6 protein-coding genes and 1 riboswitch are annotated in these 13,958 nt (G+C 70.5%); of the genes, 1 reads left to right on the top strand and 5 read right to left on the bottom strand.

Features of this window, described 5'->3' with window-relative positions; genetic code table 11:
• Window positions 1–134 precede the first annotated feature (134 nt).
• Window positions 135–1,406 (bottom strand): serine hydroxymethyltransferase, encoded by a 1,272-nt coding sequence (locus tag ACWGI6_RS31480; RefSeq protein ID WP_453270658.1) that lies wholly within the window; start codon window positions 1,404–1,406, stop codon window positions 135–137.
• A gap of 42 nt (window positions 1,407–1,448) precedes the next feature.
• Window positions 1,449–1,540: riboswitch (ZMP/ZTP riboswitch) on the bottom strand.
• 291 nt (window positions 1,541–1,831) lie between these two features.
• On the opposite strand from ACWGI6_RS31480, the gene rocD reads away from it, so the two are divergent.
• The gene (gene rocD / locus ACWGI6_RS31475) at window positions 1,832–3,043 is read left to right on the top strand and encodes an ornithine--oxo-acid transaminase (RefSeq protein WP_453270657.1); all 1,212 of its coding nucleotides are present in this window, start codon (window positions 1,832–1,834) and stop codon (window positions 3,041–3,043) included.
• Between the two features lie 108 nt (window positions 3,044–3,151).
• Here the strand turns inward: rocD and ACWGI6_RS31470 are convergent, their stop codons facing one another.
• The 4 genes from ACWGI6_RS31470 to pdxR form a co-directional block, all read right to left on the bottom strand.
• The gene (locus ACWGI6_RS31470) at window positions 3,152–4,342 is read right to left on the bottom strand and encodes a glutathionylspermidine synthase family protein (RefSeq protein WP_453270656.1); all 1,191 of its coding nucleotides are present in this window, start codon (window positions 4,340–4,342) and stop codon (window positions 3,152–3,154) included.
• A 17-nt stretch (window positions 4,343–4,359) separates the two neighbouring features.
• Window positions 4,360–4,767, bottom strand: coding sequence for a hypothetical protein (locus ACWGI6_RS31465; RefSeq protein ID WP_453270655.1), 408 nt, complete (start codon window positions 4,765–4,767; stop codon window positions 4,360–4,362).
• Window positions 4,768–4,993: 226 nt separating this feature from the next.
• Window positions 4,994–11,875: an Ig-like domain repeat protein gene (locus ACWGI6_RS31460; RefSeq protein WP_453270654.1), complete on the bottom strand. Its 6,882-nt coding sequence runs from the start codon at window positions 11,873–11,875 to the stop codon at window positions 4,994–4,996.
• 644 nt (window positions 11,876–12,519) lie between these two features.
• Entirely contained in the window at window positions 12,520–13,932 is a 1,413-nt protein-coding gene (gene pdxR, locus ACWGI6_RS31455) for a MocR-like pyridoxine biosynthesis transcription factor PdxR (RefSeq protein ID WP_453270653.1), read from the bottom strand.
• Window positions 13,933–13,958 lie beyond the last annotated feature (26 nt).

Genomic DNA, 13,958 nt, shown 5'->3' with positions numbered 1-13,958 from the left:
CCCCACGGGCCGAGACCTGTCCGACGGTGCGAGCCCACCAGGATCGGTGCGGGCCCGCCACGGTCCGTCGGACAGGTCCCTGCCACACGGGGAGCCAGACCCCCGGGAAAGCGGGAGCCGAGGTGCCGCGGACGTCAGTCCGTCGGCAGCCCCGGCGCCGGGTAGCCGGCCATCAGCTCCGCGACCTCGCCGCGGATCACCGCCAGCGCCTCCTCATCGCCCTTGGCCGCGGCCTGGACGCTGCGGTCGATCCACTCGGCGACCAGCGGCATCCGGTCCGTACCCAGCCCGCGGGAGGTGAGGGACGGGGTGCCGATGCGGATGCCGGAGGGGTCGAAGGGCTTCCGCGGGTCGAAGGGGACGGTGTTGTAGTTGACGACGATGCCGGCCCGGTCCAGCGCCTTCGCGGCGATCTTGCCCGGTACGCCCTTCGAGGTGAGGTCGATCAGCACCAGGTGGTTGTCGGTGCCGCCGGAGACCAGGTCGTAGCCGCGGGCCAGCAGCGCCTCGGCGAGCGCCCTGGCATTGGCGACGACCGCGTGCGCGTAGTCACGGAAGGACGGGGCGGCCGCCTCGCGCAGGGCGACCGCGATGGCGGCGGTGGTGTGGTTGTGCGGACCGCCCTGCAGACCGGGGAAGACGGCCTTGTCGACGGCCTTGGCGTGGCTCGCCCGGGACATCAGCATGGCGCCGCGCGGGCCGCGCAGGGTCTTGTGGGTGGTGGTGGAGATGACGTCGGCATGCGGCACCGGCGACGGGTGGGCGCCGCCCGCGATCAGGCCCGCGATATGGGCGATATCGGCGACGAGTACGGCGTCGACCTCACGGGCGATCTCACCGAACGCGGCGAAGTCGATGGTGCGCGGGACGGCGGTACCACCACAGAAGATGATCTTCGGGCGTTCCTTGCGGGCGAGGTCGCGCACCTCGTCGAAGTCGATCAGTGCGCTGTCCGCACGGACGCCGTACTGCACCCCGCGGAACCACGTACCGGTCGCCGAGACACCCCAGCCGTGCGTGAGGTGGCCGCCCATCGGCAGCGCCATGCCCAGCACGGTGTCACCGGGCTCGGCGAAGGCGAGGTAGGCGGCGAGGTTGGCCGGCGAGCCGGAGTACGGCTGGACGTTGGCGTGTTCCACGCCGAAGACGGCCTTGGCCCGCTCGACGGCCAGCGTCTCGACACGGTCGATGTTCTGCTGGCCTTCGTAGTAGCGACGGCCCGCGTACCCCTCGCTGTACTTGTTCTGCAGGACGGTGCCGGTGGCTTCCAGAACGGCGGCGGAGACGTAGTTCTCGCTGGGGATCAGTCGCAGCGTGTCGGCCTGGAGCTGCTCCTCGGCGCCGACCATCGCGGCCAGTTCGGGGTCGGCAGCGCTCAGCGCGGGATGCGAAAGGGGAAGTGTCATGGCGTCCTCCGGGGCGGTCGATCGGTGTTGCCGGTCGTGGTCCCGGGGTGCCCAGGCGGGGCGGCACCTCGTGATGGTTGCCGCACACCGCTTCCTCGAGGTTGCTTCCCCGTACGCCAGTCGCGGTGCGCACCGCAGAGTCTAAGGGCTGTCCCGTAATCCCTGGCGGATCAGCGCACGGCGTCAGATGCGGTGCGTCGCAAGGCGGAGGGACGTCCGGATACTGGGCGTATCCGGATGTCCCGACAACGCGGCGAGGTGCCGTAGCTGTCGTCGTGCGCCCGCCAGGGATTACGGGACAGCCCTTAGGACAACCCGCTCCCTGTCCGGCGGATCTTCGCAGGCCCGCGGCACTGGGCGAGCGCAACAATGGAGGGGGACGCGGCAGCGCCCGCGCCCCAACGGCCTACCGAACGGAGTCACCGGTGACGTCCACGGAACGCAGCATCGCCGCCGCCGAAGCCCACAGCGCGCACAACTACCACCCGCTGCCCGTCGTCGTGGCCACCGCCGAGGGTGCCTGGGTGACGGATGTGGAGGGCCGGCGCTATCTGGACATGCTCGCCGGGTACTCCGCGCTGAACTTCGGGCACGGCAACCGCCGGCTGCTCGACGCGGCCAAGGCCCAGCTGGAGCGGGTCACCCTCACCTCTCGCGCCTTCCACCACGACCGGTTCGCCGACTTCTGTACGCAGCTGGCCGAGCTGTGCGGGATGGAGCTGGTGCTGCCGATGAACACCGGCGCGGAGGCGGTCGAGACGGCGGTGAAGACGGCCCGCAAGTGGGGTTACCGGGTCAAGGGCGTCCCGGACGGCAAGGCGAAGATCATCGTCGCGGACCACAACTTCCACGGCCGGACGACCACCATCGTCTCCTTCTCCACCGACCCCGAGGCACGCGCCGACTTCGGCCCGTACACCCCCGGCTTCGAGATCGTCCCCTACGGCGACCTGGCCGCGCTGACGGCGGCCGTCGACGACCACACGGTCGCGGTGCTGCTGGAGCCGATCCAGGGCGAGGCGGGGGTGCTGGTACCGCCGCCGGGCTATCTGGCAGGCGTACGGGAGCTGACCCGCAGCCGGAACGTGCTGTTCATCGCCGATGAGATCCAGTCGGGACTGGGCCGCACCGGCCGGACCTTCGCCTGTGAGCACGAGGACGTGGTCCCCGACATGTATGTGCTGGGCAAGGCGCTGGGCGGGGGTGTGGTGCCGGTGTCGGCGGTGGTGTCCTCCCGTGAGGTGCTCGGCGTGTACGCGCCGGGCGAGCACGGCTCGACCTTCGGCGGGAACCCGCTCGCCTGCGCGGTGGCGCTGGAGGTGCTGGCGATGCTGCGGACCGGTGAGTTCCAGCAGCGGGCCACGGAGCTCGGCGAGCATCTGCACAGCGAGCTGGCGCAGCTGGCGGCCAGCGGCGCGGTGGACGCGGTGCGCGGCCGTGGACTGTGGGCCGGCGTGGACATCAACCCGTCACGCGGCACCGGCCGGGAGATCTCCGAGCGGCTGATGACGCGCGGGGTGCTGGTCAAGGACACCCACGGCGCCACCATCCGGCTCGCGCCGCCGCTGGTGATCAGCAAGGAGGACCTGGACTGGGGGCTCGGCCGGCTGAGGGGCGTGCTGGGAGCGGGCGGATAGGAAGGACGCGGGACGCGGGGGTCCCGGGCGGGCAGCGGGCGGCCGGCGTGCGAGCAGCCCCGCCGGCCGCCCGCTGCGCCCCGCCCCTGCGGACGCGACGCCCGCCGCTCAGCGGATCACATGCGGCAGAAAGCGGGCGTACTCATCGGTGACCGGCCCCGCCGACTCCCGGATGCCGAGCCCCGCCGACTCGTCCTCGACGACCCAGGCACCGAGCACGACCCGATTGCCGTCGAAGTCCGGCAGCGGCGCCAACTCCTGGTAACAGCACGGGTCTTCGGGCCCTCGCAGCACCGGTTCGGCGCCCGGCTCGTGCAGCGTGACACCGGCCCCCTCCCGGCCGAGCAGCGGCTTGGCGACATAGCCACGGGTGTGCGCCAGCTCGCGCGGCCCGTCGAGGTAGGCGGGCAGCAGATTCGGATGCCCCGGATACAGCTCCCAAAGGACCGCCAGCAGCGCCTTGTTGGAGAGCAGCATCTTCCAGGCGGGCTCGATCCAGAGGGTGGAGCCCGTACCGCCGCCGTTGTCGAGGGTGTCCAGGACGAACGGGCCGAAGTCGTCGGTGGCCAGCCACTCCCACGGGTAGAGCTTGAAGCAGGCCCGCAGGAAGCGCAGCCGCTGGTCGACGAAGCGGCCCGACAGCCCGTCCCAGCCGATGTCCTCCATCGAGACGGCGACCGTCTCCAGGCCCGCCTGCTGCGCCGTCTCCTCCAGATAGGCGACGGTCATCAGGTCCTCGCCGAGCTCATCGCCCGCCGAGTGCGCGAAGTGCACCGGCGCGCCCGGCGGCAGCAGCGGCGCCTGCCGCTTCCAGGCCGCCACCAGCCGCTCGTGCAGCGAGTTCCACTGGTCGGCGCCGGGGAAGCGCTCCTCCATCCAGAACCACTGCGGACTGGCCGCCTCGACCAGCGAGGTCGGCGTATCGGCGTTGTACTCCAGCATCTTGGCCGGTCCGCTGCCGTCGTAGTGCAGATCGAACCGTCCGTAGAGGGAGGGAAGTTCCTCGCGCCGGCGCCAGGACTCGGCGACCAGGCGTGCCAGCCGCGGGTCCTCGATGCCGAGGTCGGCGAAGCGGTCGTGCTCGACGATGTGCGCGGCCGCGGCCAGGCACATGCCGTGCAGCTCCTCGACGACCTCCTCCAGGGCCTCGACCTCGGGGAGGGTGAACGCGTAGTACGCGCTCTCGTCCCAGTACGGGCGCAGCGAATCGTCCGGGTAGCGGGTCAGCGGATAGATCAGGCCCTGCGCCTCGACGGTCTGCTGCCAGCCGGGGCGGGGCTCGATGGTGTGGCGTTCCATACCGTTTCCGGGTCCGCTCAGCCGCCGTAGGAGCCGTGCCGGCCGCCCGATCCGGAGCAGCCGAAGCCACCGCGGTTGACGGCCGTGGTCTTGCTGAAGGTGCCCTCGTCGGCGTACTTGCCGCCGGCGTTGTCCGGGTCGTAGTACCACTGGCCGTCGACGGGCTTCTTGCCGAGCCCGCCACCACGGCCGGCCTTGCCGTATCCGCCGGAGCCGGAGCTGCTGCTTCCGGAGGACGAACTGCCGCCTGTGGAGCAGTTCTTGGAGTCGACGATGCGGTAGCCCTGGAGGGTGTCGTAGCTGTTGCGGTCCACACAGCGCTTGTCGGGCTCGGAGCCGCAGGACGTCAACGCGGCGGCCAGCGCCCCCATGCCGCCCAGGATCACCGTGCTCGACCGCAGCCGCCGGCGTGCTTTCTCTGCCATGCCTTGCCTTCCCCCGTGAACATTTGTTGGAGCGGAGCCAGCGTAAACGGCACCCGCCGGCCCGGCGCAATGAGGTGGCGTCCGCTTCCCGTACCGCGCTCCGCACCGGCACCGGAACACCGCGCGACGCCGGAACACCGCGCGACGCCGGACACAGCGCGACGCCGGGCCGCCCTCACGGGGGCGGCCCGACGCCGTTGCGCTGTACGGGAGAAGGGACGGCGGGTTACACGACGGTCTGGGTGTCGGTGTCGCTGGAGCCGGTGAAGTTGCTGTCACCGACGTAAAGCGCCGTGATGAGGTAGTTGCCGGTGGTCAGCGGGGTGCTGACCGCGGCGACACCGGAACCGTCGAGCGTCCCGGTGAGGTTGATGGTGGTGATCCCGTCGGTGATGGTGAAGTTGACCGTCCCGGTCGGGACGCCGCTGCCCGGGGCCACCGCCGACACGAACGCGAGGATCGCGACGGTGTTGCCGGAGACGGACGGGTCGGGGAACGAGGTGGCCGTGGTGGTCGTGGATGCCAGGTTGACGGTCTGGGTGTCGGTGCCGCTGGAGGTGGTGAAGTTGGCGTCACCGCCGTAGGTCGCGGTGATGTTGTGGGTCCCTGCGTCGAGTGTGCTGGTGGTGACGGTGGCGACGCCCCCGGAGACGGTGCCGGTCAGCGTGCCGCCCCCACCGCCGTCGATGACGAAGACGACCGTGCCGGTCACCGTGCCGGCGCCGGGTGAGACCGGCGTCACCGTGGCGGTGAGAGTCACCGTCTGCCCGAACACCGTCGGGTCGGGAGACGAGGAGACCGTGGTGGTCGTCGCCGCCTGGGCCACCGTCTGGGTGTCGGAGCCGCTGGAGGCGGCGAAGTTCCCGTCACCGCTGTAGGTCGCCGTGACAGGGAAGCTTCCGGCGCCCAGCGCGGTGGTCGACGCGGTGGCCGTCCCCCCGGAAAGGGTGCCGGTCAGCGTCGGGCCACCGGTGATCACGAACGTGACCGTTCCGGTCGGGGTACCTGCCCCCGGCGAGACCGGCGCGACGACTGCCGTGAAGGTCACCAACTGCCCTGCCACGGACGGGTCGGGGGACGAGGAGACCGTGGTGGTGGTCGCCGCCGGATTCACCGTCTGGGTGTCGGAGCCGCTGGAGGTGGTGAAGTTGGCGTCACCGCTGTAGGTCGCCGTGACGGTGTAGAGGCCGGCGGTCGCCAGCCCACTGGTGCTCACGCTGGTGGTGCCACCGCTGAGCGTCCCGCTGAGAGTCACCGTCGTCACGCCGTCGGTGGCCACGAACGCGACCGTGCCCGTCGGCGTACCTGCCCCTGGCGAGACCGGCGCGACCGTCGCACTGAAGGTCACCGACTGCCCCACCACAGACGGGTCGGGAGATGTCGAGACCGCGGTGGTCGTCGACGCTTGGTTGACGGTCTGAGTGTCGGTCCCGTTGGAGGTGGTGAAGTTGGCGTCACCGCTGTACGTCGCGGTGACGGTATAGAGGCCGGCGGTCGCCAGCCCACTGGTGCTCACGCTGGTGGTGCCGCCGCTGAGCGTCCCGGTCAGCGTCACCGTGGTGACCCCGTCGGTCGCCACGAACGTGACCGTGCCCGTCGGTGTGCCCGCACCCGGCGAAACCGGAGCCACGGTGGCCGTGAAGGTCACCGACTGCCCCACCAGAGACGGGTCAGGAGACGAGGAGACCGAAGTGGTCGTCGCCGCCTGCGCCACCGTCTGCGTGTCCGTACCGCTGGAGGTGGTGAAGTTGGCGTCACCACTGTAGGTCGCGGTGACGGTGTAGGAGCCGGCGGTCACCAGCCCGCTGGTGCTCACGCTGGTAGTGCCACCGCTGAGCGTCCCGGTCAGCGTCACCGTCGTCACGCCGTCGGTCGCCAGGAACGTGACCGTGCCCGTCGGTGTGCCCGCACCCGGCGAAACCGGAGCGACCGTGGCCGTGAAGGTCACCGACTGCCCCACCACCGAGGGATCGGGGGACGAGGAGACCGTAGTGGTCGTCGCGGCCTGGGCCACCGTCTGGGTGTCGGTGCCGCTGGAGGTGGTGAAGTTGACGTCACCGCTGTAGGTCGCGGTGACGGTGTAGAGGCCGGCGGTCACCAGCCCGCTGGTGCTCACGCTGGTGGTGCCACCGCTGAGCGTCCCGGTCAGCGTCACCGTGGTGACCCCGTCGGTCACCAAGAACGTGACCGTGCCCGTCGGCGTACCCGCACCCGGCGAAACCGGAGCCACGGTGGCCGTGAAGGTCACCGACTGCCCCACCACAGACGGGTCGGGAGACGACGAGACCGAAGTGGTCGTCGACGCTTGCGCCACCGTCTGCGTGTCCGTACCGACGGAACCCGTGAAGCTGCCGTCACCGCTGTAGGTCGCCGTCACGGTGTACGCGCCCGCGGTCACCAACCCGCTCGTGCTCACGCTGGTCGTCCCACCACTGAGCGTCCCGGTCAGCGTCACCGTGGTGACCCCGTCGGTGGCCACGAACGTGACCGTGCCCGTGGGAGTACCCGCACCCGGTGAGACCGGCGCGACGACTGCCGTGAAGGTCACCAACTGCCCCACCACAGACGGGTCGGGAGACGACGAGACCGAAGTGGTCGTCGCCGCCTGCGCCACCGTCTGGGTGTCCGTACCACTGGAGGTGGTGAAGTTGACGTCACCGCTGTAGGTCGCGGTGACGGTGTACGCGCCGGGGGTGACCAGCCCGCCGGTGGTCACGCTGGTGGTGCCGCCGCTGAGCGTGCCGGTGAGAGTCACCGTGGTGACCCCGTTGGTGGCCACGAACGTGACCGTGCCCGTGGGAGTACCTGCCCCTGGCGAGACCGGTGCGACCGTCGCAGTGAAGGTCACCGGCTGCCCCACCACAGACGGGTCGGGAGACGAGGAGACCGTAGTGGTCGTCGACGCCGGATTCACCGTCTGGGTGTCATTCCCAGTGGAACTGGTGAAGTTGGCGTCACCGCTGTAGGTCGCCGTGACGGCGTAGGAGCCGGCGGTCACCAACCCGCTCGTGGTCACGCTGGTCGTGCCACCGCTGAGCGTCCCGGTGAGAGTCACCGTCGTCACGCCGTCGGTCGCCACGAACGTGACCGTGCCCGTCGGCGTACCCGCACCCGGCGAAACCGGAGCCACCGTCGCCGTGAACGTCACCGGCTGCCCGACCACCGACGGGTCGGGGGACGAGGAGACCGTAGTGGTCGTCGCGGCCTGGGCCACCGTCTGGGTGTCGGTGCCGCTGGAACTGGTGAAGTTGGCGTCACCGCTGTAGGTCGCCGTGACGGTGTAGGAGCCGGCGGTCACCAACCCGCTCGTGGTCACGCTGGTCGTGCCACCGCTGAGCGTCCCGGTCAGCGTCACCGTCGTCACGCCGTCGGTCGCCACGAACGTGACCGTACCCGTCGGCGTACCCGCACCCGGCGAAACCGGAGCCACCGTCGCCGTGAACGTCACCGGCTGCCCCACCACAGACGGGTCAGGAGACGACGAGACCGAAGTGGTCGTCGACGCCTGCGCCACCGTCTGCGTGTCCGTACCGACGGAACCCGTGAAGCTGCCGTCGCCGCTGTAGGTCCCCGTCACGGCGTAGGAGCCCGCGGTCACCAACCCGCTCGTGGTCACGCTGGTCGTGCCACCGCTGAGCGTCCCGGTCAGCGTCACCGTGGTGACCCCATCGGTCGCCACGAACGTGACCGTCCCGGTGGGCGTACCCGCACCCGGTGAAACCGGTGCGACCGTCGCCGTGAACGTCACCGGCTGCCCCACCACCGACGGATCCGGCGACGAGGAGACCGTCGTGGTCGTCGACGCCAGGTTGACCGTCTGGGTGTCCGTACCGCTGGAGGTGGTGAAGTTGGCGTCACCGCTGTAGGTCGCCGTGACCGGGTGGCTGCCGACGCTCAATGTGCTGGTGGTGACGCTCGCCGTACCGCCCGAGAGCGGCGCGGTCAGCGTGGGGCCACCGGTGATCACGAAGGTGACCGACCCCGTCGGCGTCCCCGCGCCCGGCGGCACCGGAGCCACCGTGGCCGTGAACGTCACCGGCTGGCCGAAGACCGACGGGTCGGGAGACGACGAGACCGTGGTGGTCGTCGACGCCGGATTCACCGTCTGGGTGTCCGTACCGACCGAGCCGGTGAAGCTGCCGTCACCGCTGTAGGTCGCCGTGACGGTGTACGCGCCCGCGGTCACCAGCCCGCTGGTGGTCACGCTGGTCGTGCCGCCACTGAGCGTGCCGGTGAGAGTCACGGTGGTGACCCCGTTCGTGACCAAGAACGTGACCGTGCCGGTCGGCGTACCCGCACCCGGTGAGACCGGAGCGACCGTCGCACTGAAGGTCACCGGCTGCCCCACCACAGACGGGTCAGGCGACGAGGAGACCGTGGTGGTCGTCGCGGCCTGGGCCACCGTCTGGGTGTCCGTACCGCTGGAGGTGGTGAAGTTGGCGTCACCGCTGTAGGTCGCCGTGACCGGGTGAGTGCCGACGCTCAAGACGCTCGTCGTGACACTCGCCGTGCCCCCGGAAAGGGTGCCGGTCAACGTGGGACCGCCCGTGATGACAAAGGTGACCGTGCCCGTCGGCGTCCCCGCACCCGGCGGCACCGGAGCCACCGTGGCCGTGAACGTCACCGGCTGGCCGAAGACCGACGGGTCGGGAGACGACGAGACCGTGGTGGTCGTCGACGCCGGATTCACCGTCTGGGTGTCCGTACCGACCGAGCCGGTGAAGTTGCCGTCACCGCTGTAGGTCGCCGTGACCGCGTGCGTACCGGCGCCCAGTGCGCTGGTGGTCACGCTCGCGGTGCCTCCGGAGAGGGTGCCGGTCAGCGTCGGGCCACCGGTGATCACGAAGGTGACCGTCCCGGTCGGCGTACCCACGCCCGGCAGGACAGCAGCCACCGTGGCGGTGAATGTCACGGGCTGCCCCGTCACGGACGGGTCAGGAGACGAGGTGACCGTGGTGGTGGTCGCCGCCAGTGCCACGGTCTGGGTGTCGGTGTCACTGGAGCCGGTGAAGTTCGCGTCGCCGCCGTAGGTCGCGGTGACGGTGTAAACGCCCGTCGTGACCAGCCCGTTGGTGCTGACGGTGGCGACGCCGGCGCCGTCGAGGGTATCGCTGAGGGTCACGGTCGTGACCCCGTTGGTGATGACGAAGGTGACGGTTCCGGTCGGCACCCCGCCGCCGGGGAACACCGGGCCCACAAAGGCAGTGAAGTTGACCGTTTGCCCCGTCACGGAGGGGTCGGGGAAGGACGTGACCGTGGTGGTCGTGGAGGCCTGGTTGACGGTCTGGGTGTCCGTGCCGCTGGAGCCGGTGAAGTTCGCATCACCGCCGTACGTCGCGGTGACCGTGTGCGAACCGGCGGAAAGCGCACTGGTGCTGACGCTCGCCGTACCTCCGGAAAGGGTGCCGGTCAGTGTGGGACCACCGCTGATCACGAAGGTGACCGTGCCCGTCGGCGTACCCGCACCCGGCGACACCGGAGCCACCGTCGCCGTAAAGGTCACCGACTGCCCGAACACCGACGGGTCCGGCGACGAACTGACCACCGTGGTCGTCGACGCCTGGTTCACCGTCTGGGTGTCCGTGCCGCTGGAGGTGTTGAAGTTGACGTTGCCGCCGTAGGTCGCGGTGACCGTGTGCGAACCGGGAGAAAGAGAGCTCGTGCTCACGCTCACCGTGCCCCCGGAAAGGGTGCCGGTCAGCGTCGGACCACCACTGATCACGAAAGTGACCGTCCCGGTCGGCGTGCCCGCACCCGGCGACACCGGAGCCACCGTCGCCGTGAACGTCACCGACTGCCCGAACACCGACGGGTCGGGAGACGAGGTCACCGTGGTCGTCGTGGACGCCTTGTTGACGGTCTGGGTGTCCGTGCCGCTGGAGGTGTTGAAGTTGCCGTCACCGCCGTAGGTCGCGGTGACCGTGTGCGAACCGGGAGAAAGAGAGCTCGTGCTCACGCTCACCGTGCCCCCGGAAAGGGTGCCGGTCAGCGTCGGACCACCACTGATCACGAAAGTGACCGTGCCCGTCGGCGTACCCGCACCCGGCGACACCGGAGCCACCGTCGCCGTGAACGTCACCGACTGCCCGAACACCGACGGGTCCGGCGACGAGGTCACCGTGGTCGTCGTGGACGCCTTGTTGACGGTCTGGGTGTCCGTGCCGCTCGACGCCGCGAAGCTGCCACTGCCGCTGTAGGTCGCCGTGACGGTGTGGGGGCCCACGCTCAGGCCGCTGGTGCTGACGCTCGCCGTTCCGCCCGAGAGCGTCGCCGTCAGCGTGGGGCCGCCGGAGATGACGAAGGTCACCGTGCCGGTCGGCGTACCCGTGCCGGGTGGGACGGGGGCGACGGTGGCCGTGAAGGTGACGGACTGCCCGAACACCGACGGGTCGGGCGACGAGGTCACCGTGGTGGTCGTCGGCAGCAGACTCGGCTGCACCGTTTGGGTGTCGGTGCCGACGGACGCATTGAAGTTGGTATTGCCGTTGTAGGTCGCGGTGATGGCATGTGTACCGACGCTGAGGGTGCTCGTGGTGACGGTCGCCGTACCGCCCGAGAGCGTGCCCGTCAGGGTGGGCCCGCCGGAGATGACGAAGGTGACCGTGCCGGTCGGGGTACCCGCACCCGGCGCGACCGGCGCGACGGTGGCGGTGATGGAGACCAGCTGCCCGAAGGTCGACGGGTCCGGCGATGACGTGACCGCCGTGGTCGTCGATGCCTTGTTCACCGTCACGGAGGCCAGGCCGGAGGACGACGAGAACTGGGGGCTGCCGTTGTAGGTCGCGGTGATGGTGTGAAAACCCACGTTGATATTGCTGACGGTGGCGGTCGCGGTGCCGCCTACGAGGGTGCCCGTCACGGTGGGCCCGCCGGCGATGACGAAGGTGACGGTGCCGGTGGGTGTTCCCAGCCCTAGTGGGATGACAGTGGCGGTCAAGGTGACCGTCTGTCCGAAGACTGCCGGATTTGGCGTCGCGGACGCCAAAGTAAAGGTGGGTGCCATGTGATGGCCCTCCGGATGCGGTGATGGTGGCGGGCCGTTCAGCTCCCCGAAGACCTTGAGCTTCTGCGGGAAGTGGGCATCAACCTGGGGAAGGAAATCGGTCATGAAAGCCGACGGAGATTCGCATCTGCATACCGACGTCCTCCCGCCAGGTAGGCAACCCGCCGGTCGATAGCATCAGTAGGCGCGCCGATCAGGCCGCCACGCCATAGTCGTTCCCCGCATTTACCCTGAATGGCGCAGCGCGCAGCGGCTTGCACAGCGCCTCGCGGCGCGCGCCGCGGGGCGCAGATGTGACGGGCGTCGGCACTGGTGACGCGCGGTCAGTACGGGACATCATCGAGAGCTTCCTCCGCACCACCCTCAACGCCGTTGCACAACAGCGCAGTTCACGACGAGGCGCGCTCCGGTGACAGAATCCGCGACATGAGATCTCGTTTGCTACTGCAATCCACTTCGAGCGCCCGAGGGCCGGCGGCGGATAACTCAACTTCCCGCAATTGCCCTTTCCTTCAAGGGAGTTGGGGGTGCGAGGGAGAGTGGTGACGAGAGCGGAATGATGAGGACTTATACCGAGCGGATCGCAAGGGAGCCTGCGCACCGAGGGAGATTTTCCGCCGGTCGCCCGTTCCGGTCCGCCGTCCACGCCGGCCGACGGGCCGGGGCTCGACCGGGTGTCGTTCGTACGGGAGTGGTGATCCGGAATTCCGGCACCCTCGGAATTCCCGTACTCTCGTCTCCTCCCCCGCCTACTCCCCCGGCGGCAGCGCCCTGAGCAAGGCGTCCAGCGCGCCGGCGAAGGAGTGGTCGGGCGGGGTGCCGTAGGCCACTACCAGTGCGTCGCGGGAGGCCTGCGGGGCGGTCGGGTCGTGGAAGCGGCTCAGTCCCTCCAGGGCGAGGCCCTGCCAGCGGGCGGCCTGGAGGATGGACTGTTCGGTGCCGGGCGGGAGTTCCAATACGGCGTGCAGGCCGGCGGCGATGCCGGAGACCCGGACGTGGGGTGCGTGGTCGGCCAGGGCGGCCACCAACTGATCGCGCCGGCGTCGGTAGCGCAGCCGCATCCCGCGCAGATGGCGGTCGTAGGCGCCCGAGGACAGGAACTCGGCGAGGGTGAGCTGGTCCAGCACCCCGGACTGCCATTCGCCGGTGCTCTTGAGGGCCAGCACCGGATCGACCAGACGGTCCGGCAGCACCATCCAGGCCAGCCGCAGCGCGGGGGCGAGGCTCTTGCTCGCGGTGCCCAGGTAGACGACGTGGTCGGGGTCCAGCCCCTGGAGGGCGCCGACCGGCTGGCGGTCGTAGCGGAACTCGCCGTCGTAGTCGTCCTCCAGGATGAATCCCCCGCCGGCGCGTGCCCAGTTGACGGCGGCGGCCCGGCGGTCTGGGTGCAGCGGTACGCCGGTGGGGAACTGGTGGGCGGGGGTGAGGAGGGCCGCGCGTACGTCGTCGAGGCCGGTCAGCTCCTCGGTGCGGGCGCCGCGTTCATCGACGAGGAGCGGCACGGTGCGCAGGCCCGCGCGGGTGATGACGGCGCGGTGGAAGTCCAGGCCGTACGACTCGACGGCCAGCCGTCCGGCACCCAGGGCGCGGCTGAGCAGGGCCAGGCCCTGCATGAAGCCGGTGCAGACGACGATGCGGTCGGGGTCGGCGCGTACGCCACGGGCGCGGGCGAGGTAGTCGGCGAGGACGGTGCGCAGTTCGGGGCGCCCGTGGGAGGTGTGGTAGCCGAAGGCCTCACTGGGGGCGGCGGTCAGCGCGCGGCGGGCGGCGGCCAGCCAGGCGGTGCGCGGGAAGGCGGAGACATCGGGGCTGCCCGGGGTGAGGTCGAAGCGCGGCCGGTCGGCGCGGCCGGTCGGGCCGGGGGCGCGCCGGGCGGTGGGCGTGGCACGCGGCAGCGCCCTCTCGGCGACGCGGGTGCCGGAGCCCTGGCGGGCGCTGAGCCAGCCCTCGGCGACCAGTTCGGCGTAGGCGTCGGCGACGGTGTTACGGGCGATGCCGAGGTCGACGGCGAGCGAGCGGGAGGAGGGCAGGCGGGTGCCGGGGGCCAGCCGCCCGGACCGTACGGCGTCCCGCAGCGCCCGCAGCAGCGCGGCGCGCGGCCCGCCGGGGCCGGTGAGATCCAGGTGCAGATCACGGCCGAAAGTGGCCCAGGAATTCTCCATGAAAGTGGACCATACAGCTGCGCCAT

It is taken from the genome of Streptomyces sp. NPDC054786, assembly GCF_053611685.1.
Note: the sequence above shows the minus strand (reverse complement) of the source record. Positions and strands in the feature narration are given on the sequence as shown.

Excerpts from the sequence above, each read along its gene's own strand:
- pdxR (WP_453270653.1), bottom strand. The coding sequence starts at position 13,932 with ATGGAGAATTCCTGGGCCACTTTCGGCCGTGATCTGCACCTGGATCTC.
- ACWGI6_RS31465 (WP_453270655.1), bottom strand. The coding sequence starts at position 4,767 with ATGGCAGAGAAAGCACGCCGGCGGCTGCGGTCGAGCACGGTGATCCTG.
- ACWGI6_RS31470 (WP_453270656.1), bottom strand. The coding sequence starts at position 4,342 with ATGGAACGCCACACCATCGAGCCCCGCCCCGGCTGGCAGCAGACCGTC.
- ACWGI6_RS31480 (WP_453270658.1), bottom strand. The coding sequence starts at position 1,406 with ATGACACTTCCCCTTTCGCATCCCGCGCTGAGCGCTGCCGACCCCGAA.
- ACWGI6_RS31460 (WP_453270654.1), bottom strand. The coding sequence starts at position 11,875 with ATGACCGATTTCCTTCCCCAGGTTGATGCCCACTTCCCGCAGAAGCTC.